Source organism: Citrobacter sp. CK194, assembly GCF_030333395.1.
Lineage (GTDB): Bacteria > Pseudomonadota > Gammaproteobacteria > Enterobacterales > Enterobacteriaceae > Citrobacter_B > Citrobacter_B koseri.
On the sequence record NZ_JAOWGA010000019.1, the window covers coordinates 637461 to 663238 of the forward strand.

Below are 25778 nucleotides of genomic sequence, written 5' to 3' on the forward strand. Positions count from 1 at the left end.
TTTACCAGAGTTATTTTCTGAATGCCTCTTTCATGCCATTTAAATGAACTGGCTTAAAGTAAATATCATGCATCCGGCGAATATCGCCGTGTATATCAATACTGACGATGACATCAATGCTTTTTAGTACCTTGCGTAACAGCACATCAAAAGGAATATTCCGGCAGTCGGGGTTTTCATAGCAGCGGTCAATGATCCCTTCAATACATTCTTTCGGGCTGCCCGCATGCATGGAGGTGATTAATCCCTCATGCCCGGAACCAATAATTTTCAGCGCGTCCCATGCCTCTCGCCCGCGAATTTCCGCCAGCAATATCCGGTCAGGGTTCATGCGATAATTAGCACGGATCAGTCTGCCGGGCGTGACAATGGCGTTGTCCCCGGCATCCGCCGGGTAAAAAAGATGAACATAGTTGGCGTGGTGATAAAAACGGATTTCAGGATTATCCTCAATCGTTATCAACCGGAGATGCAGCGGAATATAATGCAGCAGCGTTTTCATATAGGTGGTTTTGCCGGAGCCGGTTTCACCCACAATAAAAATCGTTTTGCCGTATTCCACCGCCTTTTCCATAAAACGGGGAATACCCCCGGTGTGATATAACCGGACCAGTGCATTATCCTGGCTTTCCGTTTTCTCCTGACCGGCCACGCGCTGATAAAATCCCGCATCAATCCATGACTGATGTGTTTTCTGCTCAAACGAGGGCTTGCGCAGCGTAATGGATACCGTATTACGCTCACAGGCCGGAGGAATGATCGCCTGAATACGTTCGCCGGATTCGAGCGTGGCCGACAGTATCGGTGACGTATCGTCAATATTATCGTCCTGCCAGGAAGCCAGTGCTCTGGCAAAGGCGTAACATTGACGCAGCGTGACCGGGGATTGACGCTGCTGCCATGCCCCCTTTATTTTGGTGTGCAGTTCCCCTGGTCGGTTAATCGCGATTTCGGTCAGCCCTTCGACTGGCAGATAATCACCGAACAGCTGATTTTTCATAAAATCCAGTGACAGGTTTTCAGCGCTCATACCATTTTTTCAGCCGTAGTTGATAAACAGAGGAAAAATCAATATCCGTGCCGGTCATAATGCCGATCACATCACCCTGGTTCAGGTACATCGTGGGCGGGATACTGATGCTGTTTTCCAGCGTCGTTTTTGCCATTTCCGCCGTGGCGGCGCGGGTGTTTTCGGTATAGTCGGTATTACGGTCTTTACCCGGTGCAGCATCTGATGCCGCTGCCGCCACGTCCTGCACGGTACTCAGCATCAGGGCGTTGCCGAAACGTTCCCAGAAATGGCTGTCAATCCAGCCCGCGATCCCTGCCTCGCCGAGCGGGCCGGTGGCCTGCGTATCGGTGAGCGGGATTTGCAGGCTGCCGGGCTCCGGTGTGCGCAGTTCCGTCCACAGGACAAACATCCGGCTGCGCCCGTGTTGCAGTGCCCCGGTGCGGTAGACACCACGGGCGACTGTTCCTGCCGGGATCAGCTTCACATGGTTACTGGCGCTCCAGACGTTCTCACCGATCAGGCAGGAGATATGACCGCCAACATCGGATACGAAGCGCCGCATCATCGAACACGGAATATAGCGGTCCACCGGGATATAGAGATCGGGATCAAGGCCCAGCCGCCTGACACTGGTGACGCGGGCAACGCCCGGATTGTCGTTGTTATTGCTGCCTGCCGGTGCTGTCGTATCCGGGCAACGCAGGCGTCCATCTTCGCCACTGACCAGTACTGACTGACAGGATGTGTACGCCGTGGAGGCAGACGGGCTGCCCGACGTTCCCACGTTGCTGCGCGATCCGCTTCGGGACGTGCGTGTATCGTCGCCTGATCCTGTTCTGCCGCTGTTCAGCCCGTCTGCCAGCGCTGCCGCCTTGTTCAGGGTGGGCGGCCCAGGCGGCAGAACTGGAGTGGCCGGGGCGCTCTGATTGGCAGGGCCTGCGGTTTCCTGCCTCCCTGGCCCGAACAGGCCAAACGGGTTACTGTCCATGCCCAGATCCTTACGATCATGCTGCACCGCCCCGGAGGGGGGCGGCGGCGCGGTGTCGGATTCTTTCTCATCCCCCCTTTTCAGGGTGCTGAGAAGACGATCGCCACCGGATGCCAGCGCGATGACCAGGACCAGACTCAGCAGGCTGACGATCAGCGTGCGGCGACCAGAAGCTTTACGGAAACGGGTCACTTCCGGCTGACCGGGCGGCGTTTTCTGCTCCGACTCCTGATATGTCATTGCCGCGCGGGCGCGTTCACGGGCTTCCGCTTCCCGTTCTGCGGTGGTTTTTTCCGGTTCGTCCGGGAAAGATTTGTCGGTCATTTTGCCTCCAGCTTAACGGAGGGTGAAACGGTGTCACTGTTGGTCAGTGGGATACGCCCGAATCCGTCGTTTTCGATCCCCACCACCGAGGTGCCGTAACGCAGAACCAGTTGCGGCGATGCCGGAACCGCCATCACGGTGTAGTTGCCCTGTTTAATGGTTCGGGGCGTGACCGCCAGCTCCTGACCATTAACCAGCCGGAAGACAGAAGGCAGGGTTTTCGTGGGGGAAAAACCGATATACGTAAAACGGCCGTCATCCCAGGCAAAGTCCGGGGCGATAGTGGTTGATCCGGTGGCCACCCGTTTTGTATAGCGCCAGTTGCGCGGCGTGGTGGCCTGCCCGAATGCCGCCGCAATCCGCTGCCGGTCCAGTGCTTCCTGCTGATGTTGCTGACGGGCGGCGCTGGCGGCGGCAGACTTTTTCCGCAGTTCGTCGGGATAGCGGTAGCGGATAACGAAGGCCAGAGCGGGCGAGTCTTTATCCAGCACGTTCAGCTCCAGGCTGTAATCGCGCTTCGATGTCACCACGAACAGATTGGTTTTCCAGTCTTTTGCCGTCGGCAGAAACACCTGGCTGACGTTGTTGCCGCTGGCATCCGTGACCGGCTGGGTAATCGGGTTCGGGCTGACGCCCACCCGGTTATCGCTTTTCGTCACGGTCCAGCCTCTGGGAAAACCCGCCTGCGCATCGATAACGGTTTCATCATCGTCAAACACCAGAATGGTGACGTAGCCGGGGCGGGTACTGACGACCGTGGCGTTCTGGCTGTTGTACGTGACGTTCTGCATCCGGCTGTCATACGCGCTGCCGCGCGGTGTCGCCGCGCTCCATGCCACGCATGACGCCAGTAAACCCGTGAGGAGCAGAATGTGTTTCAGCATCATTCCCCCCTCAGCTCTTTGTCGCGCTGGTAGCTCGTGACGATAAAGCCCAGCGGGTTCACTTCGCGCTGGCTGTCGGTCAGTTGCCGGTGCGGGACGTAGCGGTAGGTGAGGCGGATATTCCAGACATCCGTTTTCACGGAATTATCAGCAATACGGCGGATAGTGCGCTTGATACGCAGTGTTGCCAGATTATCCGGCTCGGTGGCAGGCGCATGCACATTGGAAATAATGGCGATGTAAACGACATATTCAGCCTTGTTAAAAATCACGTCCGGTGCCTGGTCGCCGTTAAACCCGTCCAGATAGTCCCGGTTCACGCTGTCGCTGTTAAATAACTGTACGTCGTCATAATCACGCTGGAGGGAGAAATAATTATATCCCTCGCGGAGTCTGACATAGTGTGCTGCCAGTGAATGCGCCAGTGCCTTTTCAGACGAAATATCCCGCTCCTTCACGCGGGTCATATATTCATAGCGCCCGGTCTGTTTATCCACCGACCATAATTCAGTGTCGGTGGTTTTCAGCGGCAGCAGAATACTAATGGCCGCAATCGCCATTGCGGCCAGAATCAGTCCGGCAGCGGCCACCCGCCAGGCGGTTTTTCGGGAACGCTCTTCCTTTTCCAGCAGGATGGATTCAAAAGAACGGGAAACATTAACAATGTTCTGAATATCAGACATGGTGAGTCAGCTCCTGAATGATGGCGGGGGAGTTTACCGGCTCGGGTTCGCCGGATACCGGCGGAAGGTCGCCCTGATGCCGTGCGCAGCCGGTGAGCGCGCACAGCATCAGAAGGAAAATGCTGAATTTCATGGAAGTTCCTTATTACAGGGATGCAGGAATGCCGCACCGGCGGCGCAGGCCACGGCGTGACGGGGAAAGGAAATTAAAGGCAGGGAGGATTAACGGTGACGCTGCCGGTTCAGGCGTTTCATACTTTCGATGGCGGCGGCGCGTTTTTGCCAGGCGCTCACGGTTTTACCCGCGCCTGCGCCAGTGAGTCTGCCGGTCGCCGCTGCGACGGCCATGCCGCCTTTCGCAGCCAGGCGGGCACCACCCTTTACACCCGGACCGGTGAGGTCGGCGGATTTCTTTGCCAGTCCGCTCAGGCCACTCATGGCTGCACCCTGCAGCACCGCCTGTACGGCGGCCCCGCTGAGTGCGCTGGCGAGCTTCGCGGAGAACCAGACCACCACACCTGCCGCTATCCCGGCCAGCAGGCACTGCGCCGCCAGTGTTACCATATTGGTTTCAGCGGATGTTTTTGCTGCGGCATCCAGTATTTTATTCAGGTAATTAATGGCGATACGGATGGATAAGGCGGAAAACATGATCGTTAATATTGCCGCGAAAATCGTTTTCAGCCAGTTATCAAACATCGGCTTAAGAAAACCGTACAGCAGGCAGAAAATAAAGAGCGGCGCGGTGGTCGTCATTAACAGGATGGTGATTTCGGCGAGCAGGTTGACAAAGGTGGCTGCCATCAGCAGGACAATCGCGCCGCCCCATACCAGAACTTCGGCAAGGCCGCCATTCAGTTTGACGTAAGTTGAGGTGTCCATATTAAATAACTTTTGCCCCAGCGCCTGTGCCTTTTCCCAGACAGTATCGAGCAGCGCCCAGACGTTATCATCGCCGCTGATACCGTCTTTAAGTCCCTGGATAGCCGCTACCGCCATATCCAGCCAGCCATCAAGGTTTAACACAAAGGTGGTGATAAGCAGCATTCGCCCCACATCCCAGGCGATATCTTCAACCGGGGTCCGGAGTTTGCCAGCCAGCGTCTGATAACCGCGAAACAGTATAAATAAGGTAAAAGAGCTGACAATGATGACGCTGATCATCGTGCCGTAAGTGGAAGACTGGCCTTCCAGTACGGCATTCAGTCCATTCATGATGTTTTTGTCCATACCAACAAAAATACCACCGGACATGGTGCCTCACCTGATATATAAAGAAAGGAAATAAAAAACAGGGAGAATTCCCTGTTTTGCTGGAGGAAAAATTACTGTGTCACAGCATTTCGTTTTTCAGCTTCCTGCTGAAATATCGCCTCAAATTTCTCCTTAACCCCGGTCTGGCCTTCCTGTGCAAACATAAGTGCTGCCCGGTGGGCAAATTCGCAGTTATCGCTTGCCTCGCCATCCTTCAGGCATTGCGTATAAACCGCATAAGTTTCGTCAGGATGCTGCTTATACCAGGCTTCGGATTTGGTTTCCTTGCAGCCGGACAGTAATATCACGCCTGAGAGTGTGCATAAGGTGAATAAGGATCTGAGCACGGATAACCTCCTTATAAATTATTAAGGTCAGCAACAGGTGCCGTCAGCTGCTGCTGTTCAAAGGCTTTCTGTCTTTGCTGTTCCAGCAATGTCGTTCGCTGTTCAGCCTGTCTGACAGACATCTCCCACTGATTCGTCAGCGCATTTAACTGTACGCTTTTCGCCGCGATGGCGTTAGCCAGATCCTGAGACTCTTTCGAGTCCTGCGCATTCGATATACGGTCAGATAAGTCTGATATATCGCTGAGTGTGCTGTTGATCCTGTTTTCAACGTCAGTGGTATTCTCAATCGCCATTGCCTGATTGAGGATTATCTGTTTGCAACTGTCGGCCAGATCCTGAGATTTAATTCCTTCCTGTTCCGGGCTGCATACGCTGAACGATTTGTATTTATTGTAAAGGTTTTGCAGTTCAGCAGAATATGAACTGTTCTGCGTGGTCAGCAGATCATCCAGTGAAATACCGCTCTTACGGAGATTATCAATATCGGTTTTCAGGCTTCGGGCATCGCTGAGAAAGCCCTGAATATCCCGCACGCCGGTTGCGGTAGCCAGTTGCTTCTTATATGCATCAAGTTCACTTTTATAATGGGTAACTGTATCCTCCCATTGCTGTAGTTTTTGTATCCACTGATTAATGGATTCGGTATTCCGCACAGCGTCGAAAACCGGTATTCCGGCGCTGAATACCTGCGTCGGGAAAAATAACGATAATGCCAGAAGATGATCCCGGGTACGCATTGATATTACCTCCGGTTGGCTTTCAGATTGCCCGCTCAAGGAAAGCGTTTTTCCATTCATCAGGTCGCATACCGTCCTGATAAATGGCATCGAATATTTTCAGGTTGTCCTCACTGCCGCTGAGAAGCCGGGTGAGTTTACCCAGTCCGGACAGATCCATTTTCGCCATTGCCACAAACGGGCGGGTTTCCCCGGCCCGAAGCGGTGTTTTCAGGATGACCATATAATGCTCGCCTGGATCCAGATTCCTGACCGTCTCATAAACGCTGTCCGGCACTTTCATTTTCTCCACGTAATCCGTATGGCTGGCCTTCGGGTTGGCGAGGAAAATCTGGGTGCCGCACTGCTCAATAATCGCCGGGGCGATGGGGTGTCTGACGATTTCATCCGGTGACTGTGTTGCCGGGACGAAGATACCGTTCAGCTTGCGGATGACTTTCAGCATATTGAGGGAGAAGCGGGAAAATTCGACATCGGCCAGCCAGCGCCAGAACTCATCCATAAACATCACCAGGCGGCGACCGTCCAGAAGACTGGTCACACGGTACAGCAGGTAAAAGGTGATGGGGCCGCGAATATCGTCATCATCCAGAAATTCGGTGCCGTCGATACCAAAGTTATCGACATCGCTGATGGTGAAAGTATCGGCCTCGTTATCAAACACCCAGCCGAACTCGCCCCCCTGCGCCCACTGTTTCAGGCGAATGCGCAGCCCGTTTGTGCGGGCATCTGCAGTCGGCGGCTCTGGCAGCACTTCCAGCAGCCGGGTGATCCCGAACCGGCGGTACTCCGGCGGGTAGTCCAGCATGATGGTGTCCACGGCGGCGCTGATCCGCTCCTCATCGCGCGGATCGAGCGGCTTCCCGTTGCGGCGGCACAGCATGCGCACCAGCCGTTTGATGAAACTGATGTTCCGGCGGGTTGGCTCCAGCGCAAACGGGTTGAAGCCGGTGGGCTCGCCGGTACGGATGCGGAAATAACGCCCGCCCGCCTGGCGGATCGCCATCTCCGCCGCCCGGTCCTTATCGAAATACACCGTGGTCAGCCGTTTGAGGGTGGCAGAAGGCGCAAACGACGCCGGGTTACGGTATTTCTGCATCAGTTGTTGCATGACGGTCATCAGCAGGGTTTTGCCTGAGCCGGTTTTCCCGATAATCGCCGTATTCCCCGGCGTTTTCTCTCCGGTGTCATCCCGTCCGGCCTGGCTGTCGTGCAGGTTCAGGTAATACCCGCCCCCGCCGGGAGATGTGAAGATGGCGATGGCTTCCCCCCACGGATTGCCGCTGCGTTTGTGGGGATGGAAGTTATGCAGGCAGGCCATATCGGCGAAATTCTGGCTGCTGACGGCCACCAGTCGGGGACGCAGCATATAGACGCCCGGCAGTTGCGCCAGATATGCAGCTGGCAGTGACAGGGTGGAAAGCGTCGTCATAATACCCAAATCGGCGAAGGGCTGGGCCAGAACGTTAGTGTCCTTCACCACCTGTCCGGCACTGTCTGAGGAGATCAGCAGGGAAAAGTGGAATTTACCGCATGACACATGTCCGGACTGGAGCAGGTCGCGCAGGACAATCAGCTCTTCGCGTTGCGACAGCGCGTCGTCGTCCGTGGAGTTAAGTCGTTTTTCCGCCAGCCGGATATGATTCTGCGCCTCATCCCGTGCCATACAGGTAAAGGACTGCGTCAGAACATACTCGCTTTCGGCGTACAACAGCGCATCCAGCATACCGGTATGGGTTTCCGGGGAATAATCCTTAATCTCCAGACTGCGGAAGAAGCGGGAACCGCTGACCGTCTGGCATTCACCGGTGTCGGTGGTGAAAAACACGTCCGGCGTGCTTAACGTTTCATAAAACGGCGAGCGCGTTACAGCCACCTTCTGCCACTGGCCGGTAATCAGGCGGTGGAAGAAGGCCAGTTGCGAGGAATACACGCGACCGTTTTCTTCATATATCCCCAGCGGCGTTGCCGTATAGCGCGATAACGCTGACGCCAGCGCTTCGCGGTATTCCAGCATGACTTTGAGCGCCTCATCCAGCGCCGCCCGGCGTTTACCGGGCGACTGCGCTTTCAGGGTTTTCTTCTCAACCCGAGAGAACGGCGCATAGCAGACCGTGAAAAACAGCCGGTGCCGCCAGAGCGGTTTATCTTTTACCGGCTGGTAATACCGCCGGCTCACCTCATCGGAAAAGGGAATGCCGGAATTTGCCTCAAAGGCATCATGGTATTTTTCACGCATCCGGTGAATATAGAATGTCACCGGCAGACCTTCATACGAACGAATAATATTATTCAGGTGCGTCGCCATTAAGGTCAGGTGATGTTCGTCTTCACATTCAAAGACCGTACCGCCCAGCTCCCAGGTGGCAACCAGATCGCTGTGCCGGTTTCTGATGACGTGAGGGTGAATATGGGAGGAATACGGAATATATTTATCCAGCGTAATACGCTCGTTTAATTTCATCTTCTGAATAAACTCCGACACATCAACGTTATCGTACTGGTTCGCCAGAAGGGCATTCGCGCCAAAATGGGTGTTGGTGAAAAGTCGTCCACGGGTTTTAAACGCCAGCCAGAGCAGACTGAAATAATGAATGTCCTTTCGGGCTTTATTTTTCATTTCCGCCCAGGCCGGGATCAACAGCAGTGCCAGGTAATAGCTGACATAGACCGCCAGCAGGACGATGGCCCCGCTGACGAGAACGAACGGCACCAGAGGAATCCCTATAATAGCGGCAGGCCGCGTAAGTGCTTTATTCAGCGTAGCCATCGTTGCCTCTCTTATGACGCCCAGTAGGCACCGAAGCCGGATGCGCCGACAATCAGGATCGCGCCGATGATGACGTTACGCATGTCGTGAAGGCTCTTGCCGTCGAACAGCACCTTGTAGCCCACCCACATGGTCGCCAGTGTGATAGTGACAGCGGCCAGTCCCAGCAGGCCGGTCGAGGTGTTGCTCAGTGTCTCATTGGCCTTGTTAAATCCGCTGTCCGCCGCCAGCAGAGGGGCAGGCAGCAGCACGGAAGCAACAACAGAATAACGGCGTATACGCATGATCATTTCTCCTCATCAGGGATAACAGGGATAACGCCGCGAATGACGGCACCGGGATAATGCAGAGAAGTCAGGACCGGCGCAGTGGCACCGGCAGGCTCGGCGCGCAGCACAACGGCGGGATAACGGACAGAGGGCTGTACGTTCCGGTCAGGGGCACGCTGCCGATCTTCCCGCGTGGACGGGACGACATAGCCAATGCGCTGCACGTAGCTGGTCTGGTTAAAGGCGGATTCCGGTCGCTGGCCGGTTTTAAAGTTGCCGGAGTAGTAGCAACTGAGCGCACGTTTCAGGGTGCCGCCGCGCCGGTAACAGTCGGCGAGAATGTGCTCAAATACCGACAGATTGATGCAAGGGTTAAGCAGGTCGCTGGCCGTGACGCCGTAATGGCGGAAATTGGTGCTGGTGATTTGCATCAGGCCGACCGAATAGCGTCGCTCCTGTGTCGCAAGCTGTCTGGTGAGGCGGATCGCCTCCGGCAGGCTCGTGGGGAAATGTGAGATCACGCCCCGGCTGTCTGGCATAATTTCAGCAATGGCGTAAGGGTGGAAGCTTGATTCGACCCGTGCGACATCAAGTGACGTGGACGGGTGAATACTGGCGGCGCACTGCACCGCCAGTGCCAGAAAGGCAGTGGTGGAAAGCATACTAGCCTCGTAACAGAGAGACCGGCGGCTGATAGAAAAGTACGCAGCCGGGGGAGAAGAAGAGAAAATGGATTAAGCGGCAGCGGCATCCTGTGAAATGTCGCTTTCTTCTCTCGGTTCGAGCAGCACCAGCCTGCCGGAAACCGCAATACCGGGTATCAAAACGATATTCAGGCCGGGCTTGCCGTTATGCGCGAAGGCCACGCCAACTTTTGTCCAGTACGTGTTTTTTTCGCCCTGAGCATCGGGCTGGCTTTCCTGGGTAACAAAGACGTGATAAACGGGTTTTCTCATGGAATTTCCTTTAATAAAACAGCAATGGATGAAATAAACGAATCACATTCCGGTTCTGCATTCCGGTTTTAACGGGTCAGCGAGAACATTCAGCGGCACCCTGAATTGTGGTTACGTGACAGCCCGATCCATGTTGTTAAAGAGCAATACCCGGCCTGGACGAATTAACGTCCATCATGGCTACCATGCTGCAATGGCATTTTCAGACTCTGATATTTCGCGCCGAATTTAAACGATAAAGTCAAAACAAAAATAAGAGAGATAAATTGATGAGGATTATCAGATGAGAAATTAAGGGGAAGGATACGGAGGAGATAATAAAGAGGGGACTCTATTTCAAGGGAAACAGAAAGACGTGCAGTGAAATAATTTCTCCGCACGTCTTTACTGATATTATCAGGGCCTGCGACACTCAAGTTGTTCCTGACATTTGGTACATGTAGCTATGCCCGGCAGTGTTTGCCGTCGCTTTTCGGGAATGGGTTTACCGCATATCCGGCAGTGAAATAATGATGGAACGGGTCCTGGCTTAAAACGATTCTGTTCAATCATCTCCTCCAGTCGCTGTTCATTAAATTCCTGATCGCGGTCGATCTCATCCGGCATGTGGCCCCCTCCTGTCAGTGGCAGCGTCCTGTTCGCATTGTGCGATACGCTTCCAGACCGTGGTAAGTGACAGCCCTTTGGACTCTGGATGTAGGGCCTCTGTCAGCTGCATCATGGCAATCAGCGCGTCAGGCGACTCAAGGTTGTCTATCCGGCACTGTTGCCATTGCAGCCAGATAGCCGAATCCGTCTCTTCGTCCGGTTCAGGCGTCCGGCCATAAGGCACGCTGACCCCCAGCAATCGGCGGCGAAGGCAGACATCATTAGACGTCAGGCCAAAATAGTGGTTGAGTAGTGCAATCGAACCGCCCAGCCGGATAGCGCGGTTAATCTGCTGTTGTCGCTGGTATTCCTGTCGGGCCTGCGCCAGTAAATGATACAGAACGTCATGGCGGACACTGACTGAAACAAATGGAGCTGACGCCCGGCTGACCGTAAACAGTTCATCGAGTGATAACTGATTAAGAGCATTCATTTCGTCGAAAGTGAATCCGAGGGATTCACAGTGACGAATATCCCCAACTTTCAGTGCGTGCAATGCATCAGTTAAGATGGTGTAATTAATTAATGGAATCATTCTGTTATCTCCTCAATCTATATAGAAAAGTTGAGTAAGTAAACGGGCATTTTTGACTGTTCTAACGTCCGGCTAATTTTAGGTTGATCCATTCATCAATTTCCGACTCGAGCCAGGCCACACTGGCTGGACCAATTTTTATTGAACGTGGAAAGGTTCCATTTTTCATATACAGGTAAATCTGAGAGCGTTTCAGACCGGTTTTATTTTCAACCTGCTTCAGACGTAATAATTGATACTTTGTCATTACCTTCTCCTGTAGTGAAAATAAGTAAGACGTTCTCGGAGAGGACAAAAAAACACAACAAAAGAGAAAGGGGAAGTTGAGGGCACCGCATTAAGGGCTGATAGACCCTTAATACGGACTATTTGATAGGATGTATAAAAATGAGATCAGCGGGTAAAGGATGCAGAAGAAGGGGCGCCTCTTTCTAGTGCATTTTTTAGCGTATCGCCGCTGAAGTGTTCTGTAATACCTTCAACTGATGCCCATTGTTCAAAAATGGACAAAAGCTTATAGGGCTTACTAATTAGGGGGCTGATAATTGCATTGTTTTTGCATGCAAGCCAAAACATTCTTGACAGAGGAGTGGATATTCTTGATGAGGTTGATACACCTCCCTGTTGCGGGGATAGTATCTTAATCAACTTGTTCAATTCATGGTGCTTAATAACAAAACATGCATCACTTGGCAAAGTGTAAACAGGAGTGAAATATGCTAATAAATTTTCTTCACTACAGTGTGGATATATTAAACTATTAAGGCTATTATATAAACATGTTGATGTTGTTTTAAGTTTCGAAATTTTTGCATCCAATGATGGAAATTTTTTAAAAACCTGAAAATCAACTCCTCCAATATTAACCAATATGCCAATGTTAAAAGCGTATGTATCACGCGTTGGTGGAGAGATACGCAAAGAATGAGCCAATAAATTTTGAACTAATGAGGACTCACAACCTAGGAGTCTGGTATCTAGGATTGGACAAGGAGTAGCTAGAAATTTTCCTTTTGTACAGGCTGCAAAATAGTCATTCCTAATAGGATTACATGAGGTTGATAATTTTATTTTTCCTCGACAAAACATTACTTCCTTCAAAAAAACTGGAGATTGAAAGTAAATTGAAAGAAAAATATCATGAGATAAAGCATGACGATAGATATCGCTATCTTTGACTTTCATACCAGATTTTTTTCTGGCTAACTTCACTGCTTCATTGATGATAAGCCAATCAGATGGGATATAAGTTTGTTGTGCGAGATTGTTATTCTCTTGCATTTTTATCTCCATTTACACAAAATGCAAAGCTTAAAAATCAAACTATGCTAATGTCTTATAAAATGAGATTTGGTGAGTTTTAATTTGTTTTAAATTAAAAACTTCATTATAAAAATTAAAGTAAAATGAGAAGTGTCAATATATTTAACTGGGAGTGTACATCATGAATAAACCTGATTTACATGTCCGGAATTTAATATTGATCATAATAATTGTTTATATTCAAAACTTGTTTAACAGAACAGAGTTATATTTTATGTACTCCGCATATAGAAAATATGGGGGTAGGTGTTTCTAAAACCGATTTTTGGCCTAGGTTTTAAAACACACCCCCGATATAATTAATCATAAAACGATAAATTTATAATCTATGTTTTATTAAGTTGGCGTTCTTATTTCGATTGCATTTGATTGAATCCAATTAGGATAGGGAATGTATGTAGTGCTAACGTTATCTAGTTCCTCAATATCGTTTATTGATAGCGATAAATTAATTGCGGAAAGATTATCCATTAATTGGTCAGCGTTTCTCACACCAGTAATTATGCTACTAACAGTAGGTTTGCTGAGCAACCAGGATAAGGATACTTGAGCCACACTCACTTTATACTTTTTTGCAATTGAGCTTAGTACATCAATAATATTAAATGCCTTTTTCTTGTCAATAGGAGGAAAATCAAACTTGTCCCTTCTGGACTTATTTATAGTATCAGAGTCAGTATATTTTCCGGATAAAAACCCTGCGGCAAGGGGGCCCCAAACTAAAAGGCCAAGTTTTTGATCATTAATCAATGGCAGTAATTCATGCTCGACATCTCTACCTAGTAAAGAATAATATGCCTGAACGGAGGTAAATTTATTTAGATTCTTATGCTCAGATATTCCAAGAGCCTTCATAATCTGCCAGGCAGCAAGGTTGGAACATCCAATATAACGAACCTTCCCTTGTTTTACAACATCATCAAGAGCCCTCAAAACCTCATCAAAAGGTGTTAGTGGATCAAAATTATGAATTTGATAAAGATCAATGCGATCAGTATTCAAACGGTTTAAACTATCCTCAAGTGAGCGAATCATGTGATATCTTGATTGCCCACATCTATTTGGAGCACGATCCATTGGGGCATGAAACTTAGTTGCCAGAATAATATCGTTACGATAAGGTGAAATTGCTTTCCCAAGTAAAATTTCAGATTCCCCGTTGGAATATACATCCGCGGTATCAATAAAGTTAATTCCTTCGCGAACAGCAATATTAACAATTTCCTTTGTTTGCTTTAAATCCAACCCTCCAACTTCACCGTATATTGGCGTACCTCTGCCACCAAAAGTCATTCCACCTAAACCCATGCGAGAAATAAACAATCCAGTATTTCCTAATAGTGAATATTCCAAGGCGCTCTCCTGTATGGCATTAACATAGTCAAGACTCAATCAAACTGCATATATCCAGTTAAAATCCATTTTGACTATTTTTTTATAATAATCTATGCTGCAAAATCCAACATTTTATCGAGACAGTCCAATACAATGAAATATATGGAAAAAATCATTTCATTTCTCGAAGTTGAAGCTTCCGATACAGCAAAGTTTACTGCTGGTGGAAAATGGTCCGTAGGATTCCCAGCTGAAAATAACATTAAATTTGGTACTGCGTTACGTGGAGAGTATTGGTTGAAAATAGGTAACGAAAATCCACAGTTAATATCTATGGGTGATGCCTATCTACTTGTTAACTCACAGAGTTATGTGGTATCAAGTGAGCCAAATCTAAATCCTGTTGATGGAAAGGCTCTTTACAAAGAATCAGAAAATAATTGCGTATACTATGGTGGGGAGGATGTGATAATTATTGGTGTGGGTTATTCGATTAACAAACAAAGCGCTTCTCTATTGCTTGATATGCTGCCAAAAGTTATTTTAATGAAAGGTAATACATTCCCTTCATTAATATTCAAAGAAACCTTAAATATATTGGATAAAGAATTACAAACGAAAAATGTCGGTTCCTCAATGATCGCAAATCGTCTTGGTGAAGTATTGCTAATGCAAGTATTACGTGAATATATACAAAATGATCAGCCAGTAGAGTGGTTGAAAGGTTTGAATCATTCTGGAGTACGAATGGCACTAGAGTTGATGCATGGAAATATTTCGAAATCATGGACGGTAGATATGTTGGCAAAAAAAGCTGGAATGTCGAGGTCTAGTTTTGCAAAAAATTTTAAAGAGAAAGTTGGAGATACTCCGTTAGAATATCTTCTCCGCTGGAGAATGTTTCTTGCACGTGAAGCTCTAAAAGAAGGAAAACTAATTACTAATGTTGCTCAAAATTATGGATATTCTTCTGTAAGTGCATTTGGTCACGCTTTCAAAAGAATATTTGGTTATTCACCCGGAAAAGTTATAAAAAAACAATAAAGTAGTCAGTTAATTAAATCATTGCATTGTAGTAATATGTTGTGAAATTTTTTCTTACAATTTTGGGTGGTGGTTTTTCTTGACGTGTACACTAGTGTCAATGTTGTAACATTCGAACACGATTCGGGAGAAATAGTATGAGGCCTAGCGAGCTAGCGAGGATTACAGGAGTCAGTACGCGTGTACTGCGGCACTATGAGAAGAAGGGGCTGATCTCTTCAGAACGCTCACACAATGGTTATCGTGACTATAGCGCTAAGGAGATTGAGAGAGTGAAATGGATTGTATCTTTAATAAGATGCGGTTTCAGTACCAGACAGATTTCAGAGCTGGACAAATTTTCACAAGTTAGCGACTCAAACGATGACCGATTTATACAATGTCTCGCACAACATAAGGAAAAATTACGAGCTTTAGATACATTTATTGCTTTGCTCAATGAGCGAAGGAACGCACTGGCAGAGCGAATTCAATCCTTTGAATAATTATTGTCTCAATACTACTATATATTAAGAGGAAGATAATATGAACAAATTAGAAAACAAAATTGCTTTGATCACAGGCGGAAGCAGTGGGATCGGTCTCGCTACAGCAAAAAAATTTATTAGCGAGGGAGCAAGGGTTATAATAACTGGTAGAAATAAAGAAACTTTAGAACAGGCCATAGAGAAATTAGACAGACAATATGTCACAGCGATACAATCTGATATAAGCAATATCCATGAACAAGATAAGGTCTTCTCTATAATAAAAGCTAAATACGGGCGACTTGATATTTTATTCGCAAATGCGGGTATCATTATGCTTTCAGATATTCAAAACTCAACAGAAAAAGAGTTCGACAACCAATTTGATATTAATGTTAAAGGAACTTTTTTTACAGTTCAAAGATCGCTGCCGTTAATGCCTAGGGGGGGGGCTATTATTCTAACTTCTTCCATAGCTCATCATAAAGGCTTGGAAGGGCATAATATTTATGCAGCGACGAAAGCTGCTTTACGTTCTTTTGCGAGAAGTTGGACCACAGACCTCAAAGAACGAGGTATTAGAGTAAATTGTTTAAGTCCCGGTCCTGTTGAAACACCAATTATTGGGAAAATGGGAGTTGCCGAAGGCGAACGAAATTCTTTTGATATGAAAGTGTCAAGTAAAATTCCTATTGGACGTTTAGGAAAACCAGAGGAGGTTGCTGCAGCTGCTCTCTTCTTGGCATCTGATGACAGCAGTTTTATTTCTGGTATAGATCTGTCTGTTGATGGTGGGATGGGACAGATCTAAAATCTGTCTATCCGACCGTTGAATTGCAGCAATATTTATTAAAGAATATCAATTTTGATTGAGAAACATCTTCTCTGACCTGATAGCCTAAAGTTCATGACAAGTTCGTCATGCAATGTCTTTATAGGTAACTATATGAAAAAACGTATTATAGTAGCTGGAGCCGGCTTTGCTGGCATGTGGGCGGCAATTTCTGCCGCAAGACTAGTAAAACAAGAAAATGCTGAAGATAAAATTGATGTGTTCCTTGTTTCACCTGAGCCAAATTTGGTCATTAGACCAAGGCTTTATGAACCAGTTCTTGAAGATGTTGCACCATCAATTGTCAATGTCTTAAGCGCGGCAAATGTTAAGTATATAGCGGGGACTGTTAATCATATCGATGAAAAAAACAAACAAATTACTGTCGAAAAGAAAGACGGTGAAACTATTGCTAACTTTGACAGTTTTGTTTTAGCTACGGGAAGTCAAGTCTTTCATCCCGAATTAAAAGGCTTAAAAGAATATAGTTTTAACGTTAATTCATTAGAAAGTGCGAGAAAATTGGAAAAGCATTTATATGATTTGGCATTGAAACCAAATTCACATGAGCGTAATACTGTTGTTGTTGCAGGAGGTGGACTCACAGGGCTAGAAACTGTAACAGAAATGCCCTCGCGTCTAAGAGCAATTTTAGGTGATTCAGTCGAAACTAATGTTATTATCGTAGATAGCGCGCCTAAAATTGGACATGCAATGGGGGAGGAAGCATGTGAGGTAATTAACCAAGCATTACAAAGTAATGGTATTAAAGTTAGAACAAATGTTAGAGTGACTTCAATTGAAGAACATGGCGTCACGTTATCAAGTGGAGAGTTTATACCATCTGATACGATCGTCTGGACAGCAGGGATGAGGGCAAGCCCATTAACTAGTTTCATTAGTGGTGAACATGATCAGCTAGGGCGTGTAATAAGTAATTCATATTTACAATCACCGAATGTTAATGAGATATTTGTTACAGGTGATACAGTAAAAGTTCATACCGATAATGATGGAAACTATAATGTAATGTCATGTCAACATGCAATGAGCCTAGGACGTGTAGCTGGGCATAATGCAGCAGCAATAGTTCTTGATATTCCGCTGCATTCATATAGTCAGCCAAAATATGTTACTTGTTTAGATCTTGGAGAAGGTAACGCCGTATATACCGAGGGATGGGAACATACACTTATGTATAAAGGCACCGATGCTAAAAAGATTAAGCAGGAGATAAATACTCAATGGATCTATCCGCCTGAGCCGGAACAAGAAAAAATGTTTGCAATCGCTAACCCTGACTTTATTATTGTACCATGATATATTAATTAGTGATGTGGAGAAATTAAACTCTACATCACTAATAGATTACTCTCTGTTATATTCCTGTAGCCTCCATTGACTGGGTGTTAACCCAGTCATTTTTCTAAACGCATTTGTAAATGCCGTATGTGAGCTGTATCCGCTCTCTAATGCAATTTCGATGACTTTCTTACGAGGCTTTTTTAATTGTGTAAATGCTCTCTCCATAACTCTTTGTTTAAGCCAGCAATAAGGTGTCATTCCTGTGCTACCTTTAAATGCACGACAAAAATGTGCAGATGTCAAACCAAGTTCAGAAGCTAGTTTTTTAATGGTAACATCTCCTACGGGACAACTATCCAGTTTTTCTAAAGCGAGTTTAAGAGAACGAGGTGATAGAACACAATTTTCATACCTTGATATATGTGTGTGTGTGGAATGATTATTAATTAATTGAATAAAAAATGACAAAATCAGCTGTTCATAAAGAATAATGTTTACTTTGCTTTTGTTTTTAATCACTTCTGAAATTGAAAAAATAATATTTGATAATATGGTATCATAATGAGCTGTACGAATAACAAGCTCCAATGAAGGGCTTTCAACTTGTAATAATAAATCTTTGAACATTTCAGGAGAGATATAAAAATGGATTACATCAACATCACCATATAAATCCCAACGAGAACTACTTCCTTGAGGAATAGTAGTTATTGTTCTTTCCCGAGCCATAGCTTTTATTAATTTATTATCAGTAACCCTTTCAATTCTTTGCATTTTACCAAGATGAGCTATAATAACATGTTTATCCATGGGGGATATTACGTCATGTAAGGGGCCGTGCGGCCATCTAATGCAGTGTGCCACTGACGATTTTATATCACCGAGTGCTAACTCAGGTTCAATATCTAATACTCTAGTCATTTCTTTATATGTATCATAAGGATTTTCTTTAATGTTTTTCATTAGACATTTTTACCTTGATTCAAGTTTTTAACGGATATTACAGTGAAGTTTACGATATATTTGATCAGTAAGGTACATGGAATAGGTTCTTGAGTTAGACAAATATGGAAGTGTTTTAGTTATCAGTAACATCATTATGTGCATATGTAAGAATAATATTCTAGTACCTGGTGTATTTAGGGGGTAGATCCGTAAGGCTATGACACGTTATACCTTAGTATAGCTCTATAACTTCGAGCTTAACCACAAAAAATTGGACTTTCATTATACGGTAATATATTAAAATTCAGTCGGTTATGTACTATGGAAGAACATAGTATACTTACCCATAAACCTAGGATAAGCTTATCAGTACTTTATTGATACTCAAGTTTAGATCTTTATATTTTAAGGTGGAGACTACTTACAATGCCAGAATTAAAATCCGCAGGTGACGATAATATCGTGGCAATTGAAGCCGCAAAAATAGTAGAACGAGTGGTTGGAATTGCTTGGGCTACTGATAAATCTGGAAACTTTATTTACTTGAGTGAACCGCTACTCTCTACCAAAAACCTCTCTATAAATCAGCTAAATAAACCAGTAAAAAAATATTATAGTGGATGGGAATTTATTGTTCATCCTGACGATTGTGAGGCAATGGTGTCGATCTGGAGAGATGCTTTATTGAGGGGGGAATATTATTGTTCCGAACATCGGATTATTAGCTCTAGTGGTGCATATCGTTGGTGTCGTAATTCAGGTCACCCTCTATACGATCACAATAATAAAATATGTTCATGGTATGGGGCAATAATATACTCCGATATACGTTCTGTTTCAAATAAACAATTTGCAGCTATCGCAAATTGTTCTTTCGATAAAGAACAATCCTCCAGAAGCCAAGATCACATTGGTACCGTTCACCCTAATGATCTTACCACTGTACAGCACGCAGAGTCTCGTGCCTTTTGGACTGGCGTTCCTCAAGTCATTCGACACCGAAACTATTTGCAAAACGGAAGCATCCATTGGATGGAAACGCGTATAGAGCCAACGTTCAATACTAGCATAGATATTGATGAACTTGTGACTGAACATTATTGTTCATCGGATACGATAATTAATCCATCATGTACAAACGAAGTGGAGCCTAGACGTTCAGTAAGAATTGTTGAAAGTATATTTGGTAACGGGTGGACCTTAGACGCGAAAGGACGCTGGACTTACATTCATCCATTTGCACTTAGTTCCCTGGGAGTTACGTTGGAATATCTAAATGTCGCTATCGATGAGGGGCATACCGCATGGAAAAAATTATTACATCCAGATGATTATAAATCAATTGATGAAAAATGGCGAAGATGTTTGATATCCGGTGAAGATTTTAATGTTGAATTCCGTTTTCGTAGGGCAAATGGAGTTTATGTCTGGGCTAGAACATCTGCTCGTGCGGTGAGAAATCATGTAGGTAATATCGTAGGATGGTATGGTATTGCTTTAGACAATGACGTCTATAATAAAACGGTCTTAGCATTACGAGAACAGGGGAAAAACCTACAACAATTAATAGATACAATCCCTGCACTTGTTTGGACAACGTCATCAAAGGGAACGCCAACGTATGTTAATAAGAGGTTCACCGAAGTTACAGGAGCTAGCCTCGAAGATATTATATCACCTGATAAAACTCCCAATTTAAGTGTTATTCATCCTGAAGATGTTGAAAAAGCTCGGGAAGCTATATTTCACTCATTTTTAACTCTGACTCCATATGTTCAGCGATATCGTCAACTACGCGCAAATGGTGAGTATAGATGGACAGAAACAAGAGCCGAACCTCTAATTGATGACTCTGGTAACGTTATTCAATGGTATGGCGTATGTGTCGATATTGATGAGTTAGTTACTACCCAGAAATCGTTATCAGATCGAGAGCGTGAACTCTCTATGCTAGTCGATACAGTACCAAGTTTCCTTTGGAGACTTAATCCTAACGGTGAACCTAATTTTTTCAATAAGCGACTAATTGATTTTTTAGGCATCGATGAGATGTTACAGAGAAGAGAAAGTCCCACCGGACTATCTGAAATATTACAAAAAGCAGTTCACCCTAACGATGTTAATAGGGTCTCACGAGAGCTGAATAATAGCATAGTTTCTGGAAGAAGATTTTCTATGCGATATCGATGGCGCCGCTCTGATGGCATTTATCGCTGGGTTTCCTCTCAAGCGGATCCATTAAGAGATGAGACCGGAAATATAATCCAGTGGTTCGGTGTCTCAACAGACATTGATGATCAAGTTAAAGCCGAGGATGCTTTAAAACATAGCGAGCGTCGTTATAGAGATTTATTTCAATATATGCCTATCGGTCTAACTCAAGTAGATGCCAGTAAATTAGTTAATTTATTCAACAAGCTGAGAGACCAAGGTGTTCAAGATATTCGGGGTTATATTGACGAACATCCTGATTTTTTAAACCAAGCTCTAGAAGCATTAGAGGTTGAAGAAGCAAACCAGTACATTCTTGATATGTTTGGGGCTAAAAATTTAGATGAAATGAGAGGTTCTATAAAAAAATATTGGCAACCGGGTATGGAAACCATTCGTCGCTCTATCGAAGCGCGGTATCGAGGAGAAGAAGTATTTCAAGAAGAAACAAAAGTCTTACGTTTGGATGGGCGAGTCATTGATGTACTTTTTACCACTGCAAGGCCAGATGCCGTTGCTGACAAAAGTTTAGTTGGTTTCATTGATATAACTCAACGGAAAAAGGCGGAAGAGGCACTTAGAGAAAGAGAACGTAGACTTTGGAAACTTGTTGAAGCCCTGCCAGTGATGATAGATTGTGCCGATTCAAAAGGAGAACCAATTTACCGTAGTGAACGTCTCAGTCATTTTTTGGGCTATGATTTAAGCAAACTCGGAGAAAATGGTAGACTCGATGCCACATTAGATGCTGGGGTTCATCCCGACGACTTGCCTGGTGTTAAGGAGCAGTATGCCTACTCGCTTTCCACGGGAAAGCCCTATGCGCGAAGGCATCGTTTGCGCCGAGCAGACGGAGAATTTCGTTGGGTTGAGACTAGGGCGGAAGCTATGAGTGATGAACACGGCAATATCATTCAATGGAACGTCATTTGCCTTGATATTGATCGCGAGGTTCGTGCTCAAGAAGAGCTTCGTTTTACTCATGAGAGACTTGCAAGAGCTAGCCAAGCTTCTAGTATGGCTGAACTTTCAGCATCAATTGCACATGAAGTAAATCAACCTTTGGCCGCGATTGTTGCTAATTCTCATGCCTGCAGGCGCTGGCTTGTTGCTGACCCCCCGAATACCAGCCGTGCACTTAAAACGGTAGAACGTATTACTCGCGATGCGACGTCAGCTGCTGATGTAGTAAGCCGAATAAGAGCTCTTTTTAGACACTCTTCTGAAGAGAAAATATTAATTGACCTAAATAGTGTAATATCAGAGGTTCTGGGGCTAATGACAGAAGAACTCGTCAGATGGAATGTATTAACAGAACTAATGCTAGAACCTAAACTGCCTTATACAATGGCAGACCGCATTCAAATTCAACAAGTTCTTCTAAATCTAATACGGAATGCGGTTGAAGCAATGGAAAACGTCACACATCAGCGTATTTTAAGTATCAAGACAACACACAAAAACAATGTTATTGAAACAAATATCAGTGATCTTGGTGGTGGAATGGCATCTCTGGAACAAATGTTTGAACCATTTATTACAACTAAGAAACAAGGAATGGGGATGGGGTTAGCTATATCTCGTTCAATTATCGAGTCACACGGAGGACGGCTTTGGGCTGAGGATCATTTGCCATATGGGACTTCACTAATTTTTACTATCCCAGTGGAGGTGGCGGTCAACAATGAATAAAACACAAATAGTCTATATTGTCGATGATGATAAGAGAGTTAGGGACGCTATCGATGAATTACTTACATCATATGGAATATATAGTATATCATTTGCCTCCGCTGTAGAATATATTGAAGCGGAGAAACTTGATATTCCATCTTGTCTCGTTCTGGATATAGAGTTGCCGGACATAAATGGATTGGAACTACAAGAACAAATCTACAATAGCCAACACCCTTCTATTGTTTTTATCACTGGGCATGGTGACATTTCTCGTTCTGTAAAAGCCATGAAATATGGAGCTATTGATTTTCTCACCAAACCGTTTAACGAAGATAAATTTATGTCAGCTATTGACACTGCACTTGCCAAAGATCGCCATCGTCGCCTGAAACAAGCAGAACTTAATGAATTACAACGACGCTATTGCAGCCTAACATTACGAGAGCAGCAAGTGTTACCATTAGTGGTCAGTGGTTTATTAAACAAACAGGCTGCAGCGGAGTTGGGTATACGTGAAGTTACTTTGCAGCTCCATAGACGAAACATTATGAGGAAAATGTCAGCAACAACATTCGCAGATTTGGTTCGTATCTCCGAAAAATTAAATATACCAATCAAACACATTCGATCGATATCTGGGAAGCGATCATGATTAAAAACCATTTTATAATTGCGATTGTAGATGACGATATTCGACTTTTGGAGTCCATGGAGGATTTGTTGGAATCGACTGGGTATAATGTTTGTTGTTATCACTCAGCTGTTTCTTTATTAAGAAAGGGCATGTCAGATATTGATCTTATAATTACAGATATTAGTATGCCTGAAATGGATGGTTTCGAATTGATGAAAATAGTGAGAAGAATTTCACCAAAAACTCCTGTTTTTCTGATTACTGGACGTCATGAAATTGCGGATCAACGACGAGCCCAAGAAGTATCCTATCTTTTCCGCAAGCCTTTCGATGAAAAAGAATTGCTTACTGCTATTGGAAAAGCTTTACATGAACATTTGGAGGAGGATTGATATGAACACAAATGAATCGTTAAGGAATTTGATGTCTGATTCCCATGCTAAGGGCGAAGTGTATATTGATCAGCCTATAGTAGCAATCGTTGATGATGACGTATCTATTCGTGAAGCGCTTTATGAACTGATTCTATCGTCAGGCATGAGGCCAATGGTCTTTTCTTCTACACATGAATTACTAAACTCAGACATACTAGATACACCAGGTTGTCTTATTCTTGATGTTCGTATGCCTGGTGTTAACGGGTTAGAGTTACAGCGCCAGCTTGCTCAACGTGGAAATGTTAAGCCGATTATATTTCTAACAGGATATGGCGATATTCCGATGACTGTCGAGGCAATGAAAGCAGGGGCTGTTGATTTTTTAACCAAACCAGTCCGTGAGCAAACTCTGCTCGATGCGATATCGGAAGCAATCAAGTTAGATGAACAAAGACGTCACAGAGAAAAAATCGTTAATCATAATATTGAATGCTATTCTGCGTTAACTCCTCGAGAAAGAGATGTTTTCCGTGAAGTTGCCCGAGGGAGATTAAACAAGCAGATTGCATATGACTTGGGTATCAGCGAGGTTACGGTTAAACTACATAGAGGGAATGTTATGCGGAAAATGGAAGCATCTACTATTGGCGAACTAATTAGAAGTTGGGAGACTTTACGTTCTAGTCTTAACATATTAAAATCAATGGATTAAGCTATGCTGCACGTAATGGAACGGTTTAATATTGAATTTTTGTTAAACTAGATATATGCAAAATAAAAACTGGGCCTTATTATTAAATAATAGCGACCCAGTTCTTCATCTAATTAAATAAAATGTTAATAATCCCAGAATATAGGAACCCAACGGAATGCATCCTCTTCTACTGCAATTTTACCTATTGATGGAAACGGTAAATGAGTTGCTACAAGATACTCTTTCGTTTTGGATAGTTCAGTTAATAAATTAACCCTTACACGTGCGGCTTCTTCTGGGTCATGTTCGAAACCGTTAAACCAGTTTGGGTGTTCAAAACCAACAGCAAAAATAGCATCCCCAGCGAATGTCAATCGCTCGCCTTTTGATACTAACCGAACAATGCTATGTCCTGGAGTATGCCCCCCCGTACGACATGCTGTGATTCCTGGGGCGATTTCATGGATATCGTCAAAGAGTTGAAGTTGGTTACGATACAATGAAGTAAATTTACACGCGGTTTGACGTAAGGCATCTGGAAATCCCTGTGGCATATGAGCATGTGTGAAATCAGGTGATTCCCAAAATTTAACTTCATACGTTGAAACATGAATACGTAAATCTGGGCGTAATCTTTCTTTTACACCATCAATAAGGAGTCCGCCGATATGATCCATGTGCATATGAGTAATTACAATATCGGTTATCGATAGAGGTGTTATGCCTACTGCTTCTAAGCGTTTAAAAAGTTGTCCGGCACGAGGTAAATTTAAATTAGGGTCTAATCCAAGTCCCGCGTCTACAAGAATAACTTTCTCTCCACTTTTTATAACGATAACATTTAAAGACCAGTCAAACGCATCTGGTGGAAGAAACATTCGTTCAAACCATGCAGCACGTTCCTCTGGTTTTACATTATGTCCTAACATCTCAGTTGGTAGTGGTAATACTCCATCACTAATAACTATAACGTCTATATCGCCCACTGATAGAGCATAACGTGATGGGACGAGTTCATCTACTGTGGAATCATAGGAAAACCTGATATCTGTTTTCTTATTCATAAGTTACCTCCGGCTATAAGTTTTCTAATGGTATATACCTTATGCAGAAAAAAGCATAAGTTACGAGAGCAAGAGCAAGAGCAAGAGCAAGAGCAAGAGCGGAATATGGTATTGGGAGAATAGTTGTGCCCTTAAATGCTAATATACAGTGATAGATATGATTCGCCTACTGTGTCTTAGTCGTTTGCATACACAATATATATATTGTGTATCTTATGCTATTGAATAGGCTAAGCCTACTCCTTCGTATCAAATCACTTCGTCTATGGACTATTTTTTTTATGATTTGGCTCTTTATGAAACGTGCATATAATTTAATTTTAGCAAAAGCTATATTTTTGTTTTTTTAACCTATATTTTTGATTAGCTCCATATAACCATTGGGATAGTATTGTTTATGGTATTTTTGAGCATAATAGTATTTGTAAGTTGTTTGTATTTTGTTTCTTAACCAATGGTT

At 45.0% G+C, this 25778-nt stretch carries 27 protein-coding genes; 8 read left to right on the plus strand and 19 right to left on the minus strand.

Going from position 1 to position 25778, the window contains the following annotated elements:
* Window positions 1-10 precede the first annotated feature (10 nt).
* The 17 genes from virB11 to OGX80_RS19175 all read right to left on the minus strand — a co-directional run bounded on the left by virB11 (window position 11) and on the right by OGX80_RS19175 (window position 14086).
* Window positions 11-1030, minus strand: a complete 1020-nt coding sequence (virB11, locus tag OGX80_RS19095; RefSeq protein WP_115181466.1) for a P-type DNA transfer ATPase VirB11 — start codon at window positions 1028-1030, stop codon at window positions 11-13.
* Window positions 1020-2324, minus strand: coding sequence for a VirB10/TraB/TrbI family type IV secretion system protein (gene virB10 / locus OGX80_RS19100; RefSeq protein WP_286471389.1), 1305 nt, complete (start codon window positions 2322-2324; stop codon window positions 1020-1022). The genes virB11 and virB10 overlap by 11 nt, the downstream gene beginning before the upstream one ends.
* On the minus strand, window positions 2321-3211 hold the full coding sequence (gene virB9, locus OGX80_RS19105) for a P-type conjugative transfer protein VirB9 (RefSeq protein WP_181899066.1): 891 nt from the start codon (window positions 3209-3211) through the stop codon (window positions 2321-2323). The genes virB10 and virB9 overlap by 4 nt, the downstream gene beginning before the upstream one ends.
* Window positions 3208-3891, minus strand: coding sequence for a VirB8 family type IV secretion system protein (locus OGX80_RS19110; RefSeq protein WP_115181469.1), 684 nt, complete (start codon window positions 3889-3891; stop codon window positions 3208-3210). The genes virB9 and OGX80_RS19110 overlap by 4 nt, the downstream gene beginning before the upstream one ends.
* Window positions 3884-4024, minus strand: coding sequence for a hypothetical protein (locus tag OGX80_RS19115; protein ID WP_032936799.1), 141 nt, complete (start codon window positions 4022-4024; stop codon window positions 3884-3886). Before OGX80_RS19115 ends, OGX80_RS19110 begins: the two co-directional genes overlap by 8 nt.
* Window positions 4025-4113: 89 nt before the next feature.
* A complete protein-coding gene (locus OGX80_RS19120) occupies window positions 4114-5145 on the minus strand; it encodes a TrbL/VirB6 family protein (RefSeq protein WP_115181470.1) in 1032 nt (343 codons plus the stop codon).
* A 71-nt stretch (window positions 5146-5216) separates the two neighbouring features.
* Window positions 5217-5492, minus strand: coding sequence for an EexN family lipoprotein (locus OGX80_RS19125; RefSeq protein ID WP_115181471.1), 276 nt, complete (start codon window positions 5490-5492; stop codon window positions 5217-5219).
* An 11-nt stretch (window positions 5493-5503) separates the two neighbouring features.
* Window positions 5504-6232: a TrbJ/VirB5 family protein gene (locus OGX80_RS19130; protein WP_115181472.1), complete on the minus strand. Its 729-nt coding sequence runs from the start codon at window positions 6230-6232 to the stop codon at window positions 5504-5506.
* A 22-nt stretch (window positions 6233-6254) separates the two neighbouring features.
* Complete coding sequence (locus tag OGX80_RS19135; RefSeq protein ID WP_115181473.1) at window positions 6255-9002, minus strand: VirB4 family type IV secretion/conjugal transfer ATPase; 2748 nt, start codon at window positions 9000-9002, stop codon at window positions 6255-6257.
* Between the two features lie 11 nt (window positions 9003-9013).
* Window positions 9014-9292, minus strand: a complete 279-nt coding sequence (locus OGX80_RS19140) for a TrbC/VirB2 family protein (protein ID WP_098064980.1) — start codon at window positions 9290-9292, stop codon at window positions 9014-9016.
* Complete coding sequence (locus OGX80_RS19145; protein ID WP_115181474.1) at window positions 9289-9933, minus strand: lytic transglycosylase domain-containing protein; 645 nt, start codon at window positions 9931-9933, stop codon at window positions 9289-9291. Before OGX80_RS19145 ends, OGX80_RS19140 begins: the two co-directional genes overlap by 4 nt.
* A gap of 72 nt (window positions 9934-10005) precedes the next feature.
* Complete coding sequence (locus OGX80_RS19150) at window positions 10006-10227, minus strand: hypothetical protein (protein WP_061553920.1); 222 nt, start codon at window positions 10225-10227, stop codon at window positions 10006-10008.
* 396 nt (window positions 10228-10623) lie between these two features.
* Window positions 10624-10833 carry a TraR/DksA family transcriptional regulator gene (locus OGX80_RS19155; protein ID WP_115181475.1) on the minus strand — a complete coding sequence of 70 codons (210 nt, stop codon included), beginning with the start codon at window positions 10831-10833 and terminating at the stop codon, window positions 10624-10626.
* The gene (locus OGX80_RS19160; protein ID WP_115181476.1) at window positions 10823-11410 is read right to left on the minus strand and encodes a DUF2857 domain-containing protein; all 588 of its coding nucleotides are present in this window, start codon (window positions 11408-11410) and stop codon (window positions 10823-10825) included. The genes OGX80_RS19155 and OGX80_RS19160 overlap by 11 nt, the downstream gene beginning before the upstream one ends.
* A gap of 61 nt (window positions 11411-11471) precedes the next feature.
* Entirely contained in the window at window positions 11472-11657 is a 186-nt protein-coding gene (locus OGX80_RS19165; protein WP_023301098.1) for an AlpA family transcriptional regulator, read from the minus strand.
* A 146-nt stretch (window positions 11658-11803) separates the two neighbouring features.
* Window positions 11804-12691, minus strand: coding sequence for a hypothetical protein (locus OGX80_RS19170; RefSeq protein ID WP_286471393.1), 888 nt, complete (start codon window positions 12689-12691; stop codon window positions 11804-11806).
* A gap of 378 nt (window positions 12692-13069) precedes the next feature.
* On the minus strand, window positions 13070-14086 hold the full coding sequence (locus tag OGX80_RS19175) for an aldo/keto reductase (RefSeq protein ID WP_115181478.1): 1017 nt from the start codon (window positions 14084-14086) through the stop codon (window positions 13070-13072).
* Window positions 14087-14230: 144 nt separating this feature from the next.
* Between OGX80_RS19175 and OGX80_RS19180 the strand changes: the two genes are divergently transcribed.
* The 4 genes from OGX80_RS19180 (at window position 14231) to OGX80_RS19195 (ending at window position 17731) form a co-directional block, all read left to right on the plus strand.
* Complete coding sequence (locus tag OGX80_RS19180; RefSeq protein ID WP_186336717.1) at window positions 14231-15112, plus strand: AraC family transcriptional regulator; 882 nt, start codon at window positions 14231-14233, stop codon at window positions 15110-15112.
* Window positions 15113-15249: 137 nt separating this feature from the next.
* Window positions 15250-15597 carry a MerR family transcriptional regulator gene (locus tag OGX80_RS19185; protein WP_115181480.1) on the plus strand — a complete coding sequence of 116 codons (348 nt, stop codon included), beginning with the start codon at window positions 15250-15252 and terminating at the stop codon, window positions 15595-15597.
* 40 nt (window positions 15598-15637) lie between these two features.
* Window positions 15638-16390, plus strand: coding sequence for a glucose 1-dehydrogenase (locus OGX80_RS19190; RefSeq protein WP_115181481.1), 753 nt, complete (start codon window positions 15638-15640; stop codon window positions 16388-16390).
* A gap of 135 nt (window positions 16391-16525) precedes the next feature.
* A complete protein-coding gene (locus OGX80_RS19195; RefSeq protein ID WP_115181482.1) occupies window positions 16526-17731 on the plus strand; it encodes an NAD(P)/FAD-dependent oxidoreductase in 1206 nt (401 codons plus the stop codon).
* Window positions 17732-17779: 48 nt separating this feature from the next.
* On the opposite strand, the gene OGX80_RS19200 is transcribed toward OGX80_RS19195, so the two are convergent.
* Complete coding sequence (locus OGX80_RS19200; RefSeq protein WP_115181483.1) at window positions 17780-18679, minus strand: helix-turn-helix domain-containing protein; 900 nt, start codon at window positions 18677-18679, stop codon at window positions 17780-17782.
* Between the two features lie 408 nt (window positions 18680-19087).
* Between OGX80_RS19200 and OGX80_RS19205 the strand changes: the two genes are divergently transcribed.
* The 4 genes from OGX80_RS19205 to OGX80_RS19220 are packed head-to-tail and all read left to right on the plus strand — an operon-like array spanning window position 19088 to window position 24272.
* The gene (locus OGX80_RS19205) at window positions 19088-22564 is read left to right on the plus strand and encodes a PAS domain-containing protein (protein WP_115181484.1); all 3477 of its coding nucleotides are present in this window, start codon (window positions 19088-19090) and stop codon (window positions 22562-22564) included.
* Window positions 22557-23201, plus strand: coding sequence for a response regulator transcription factor (locus OGX80_RS19210; RefSeq protein WP_115181485.1), 645 nt, complete (start codon window positions 22557-22559; stop codon window positions 23199-23201). Before OGX80_RS19205 ends, OGX80_RS19210 begins: the two co-directional genes overlap by 8 nt.
* Window positions 23198-23575, plus strand: a complete 378-nt coding sequence (locus OGX80_RS19215; protein WP_115181486.1) for a response regulator — start codon at window positions 23198-23200, stop codon at window positions 23573-23575. Before OGX80_RS19210 ends, OGX80_RS19215 begins: the two co-directional genes overlap by 4 nt.
* A 1-nt stretch (window position 23576) precedes the next feature.
* Window positions 23577-24272, plus strand: a complete 696-nt coding sequence (locus OGX80_RS19220) for a response regulator transcription factor (protein ID WP_233644099.1) — start codon at window positions 23577-23579, stop codon at window positions 24270-24272.
* Window positions 24273-24397: 125 nt separating this feature from the next.
* Here OGX80_RS19220 and OGX80_RS19225 read toward each other — a convergent pair whose 3' ends face one another.
* A complete protein-coding gene (locus tag OGX80_RS19225; protein WP_115181488.1) occupies window positions 24398-25318 on the minus strand; it encodes an MBL fold metallo-hydrolase in 921 nt (306 codons plus the stop codon).
* Window positions 25319-25778: the final 460 nt, after the last annotated feature.

What these genes read in the sequence shown, in the direction of transcription:
- virB11 (WP_115181466.1), bottom strand. Translation starts at nt 1,030, where the DNA reads ATGAGCGCTGAAAACCTGTCACTGGATTTTATGAAAAATCAGCTGTTC.
- virB10 (WP_286471389.1), bottom strand. Translation starts at nt 2,324, where the DNA reads ATGACCGACAAATCTTTCCCGGACGAACCGGAAAAAACCACCGCAGAA.
- virB9 (WP_181899066.1), bottom strand. Translation starts at nt 3,211, where the DNA reads ATGATGCTGAAACACATTCTGCTCCTCACGGGTTTACTGGCGTCATGC.
- OGX80_RS19110 (WP_115181469.1), bottom strand. Translation starts at nt 3,891, where the DNA reads ATGTCTGATATTCAGAACATTGTTAATGTTTCCCGTTCTTTTGAATCC.
- OGX80_RS19115 (WP_032936799.1), bottom strand. Translation starts at nt 4,024, where the DNA reads ATGAAATTCAGCATTTTCCTTCTGATGCTGTGCGCGCTCACCGGCTGC.
- OGX80_RS19120 (WP_115181470.1), bottom strand. Translation starts at nt 5,145, where the DNA reads ATGTCCGGTGGTATTTTTGTTGGTATGGACAAAAACATCATGAATGGA.
- OGX80_RS19130 (WP_115181472.1), bottom strand. Translation starts at nt 6,232, where the DNA reads ATGCGTACCCGGGATCATCTTCTGGCATTATCGTTATTTTTCCCGACG.
- OGX80_RS19135 (WP_115181473.1), bottom strand. Translation starts at nt 9,002, where the DNA reads ATGGCTACGCTGAATAAAGCACTTACGCGGCCTGCCGCTATTATAGGG.
- OGX80_RS19140 (WP_098064980.1), bottom strand. Translation starts at nt 9,292, where the DNA reads ATGATCATGCGTATACGCCGTTATTCTGTTGTTGCTTCCGTGCTGCTG.
- OGX80_RS19145 (WP_115181474.1), bottom strand. Translation starts at nt 9,933, where the DNA reads ATGCTTTCCACCACTGCCTTTCTGGCACTGGCGGTGCAGTGCGCCGCC.
- OGX80_RS19150 (WP_061553920.1), bottom strand. Translation starts at nt 10,227, where the DNA reads ATGAGAAAACCCGTTTATCACGTCTTTGTTACCCAGGAAAGCCAGCCC.
- OGX80_RS19155 (WP_115181475.1), bottom strand. Translation starts at nt 10,833, where the DNA reads ATGCCGGATGAGATCGACCGCGATCAGGAATTTAATGAACAGCGACTG.
- OGX80_RS19160 (WP_115181476.1), bottom strand. Translation starts at nt 11,410, where the DNA reads ATGATTCCATTAATTAATTACACCATCTTAACTGATGCATTGCACGCA.
- OGX80_RS19165 (WP_023301098.1), bottom strand. Translation starts at nt 11,657, where the DNA reads ATGACAAAGTATCAATTATTACGTCTGAAGCAGGTTGAAAATAAAACC.
- OGX80_RS19170 (WP_286471393.1), bottom strand. Translation starts at nt 12,691, where the DNA reads ATGCAAGAGAATAACAATCTCGCACAACAAACTTATATCCCATCTGAT.
- OGX80_RS19180 (WP_186336717.1), top strand. Translation starts at nt 14,231, where the DNA reads ATGGAAAAAATCATTTCATTTCTCGAAGTTGAAGCTTCCGATACAGCA.
- OGX80_RS19185 (WP_115181480.1), top strand. Translation starts at nt 15,250, where the DNA reads ATGAGGCCTAGCGAGCTAGCGAGGATTACAGGAGTCAGTACGCGTGTA.
- OGX80_RS19190 (WP_115181481.1), top strand. Translation starts at nt 15,638, where the DNA reads ATGAACAAATTAGAAAACAAAATTGCTTTGATCACAGGCGGAAGCAGT.
- OGX80_RS19195 (WP_115181482.1), top strand. Translation starts at nt 16,526, where the DNA reads ATGAAAAAACGTATTATAGTAGCTGGAGCCGGCTTTGCTGGCATGTGG.
- OGX80_RS19200 (WP_115181483.1), bottom strand. Translation starts at nt 18,679, where the DNA reads ATGAAAAACATTAAAGAAAATCCTTATGATACATATAAAGAAATGACT.
- OGX80_RS19205 (WP_115181484.1), top strand. Translation starts at nt 19,088, where the DNA reads ATGCCAGAATTAAAATCCGCAGGTGACGATAATATCGTGGCAATTGAA.
- OGX80_RS19210 (WP_115181485.1), top strand. Translation starts at nt 22,557, where the DNA reads ATGAATAAAACACAAATAGTCTATATTGTCGATGATGATAAGAGAGTT.
- OGX80_RS19215 (WP_115181486.1), top strand. Translation starts at nt 23,198, where the DNA reads ATGATTAAAAACCATTTTATAATTGCGATTGTAGATGACGATATTCGA.
- OGX80_RS19220 (WP_233644099.1), top strand. Translation starts at nt 23,577, where the DNA reads ATGAACACAAATGAATCGTTAAGGAATTTGATGTCTGATTCCCATGCT.
- OGX80_RS19225 (WP_115181488.1), bottom strand. Translation starts at nt 25,318, where the DNA reads ATGAATAAGAAAACAGATATCAGGTTTTCCTATGATTCCACAGTAGAT.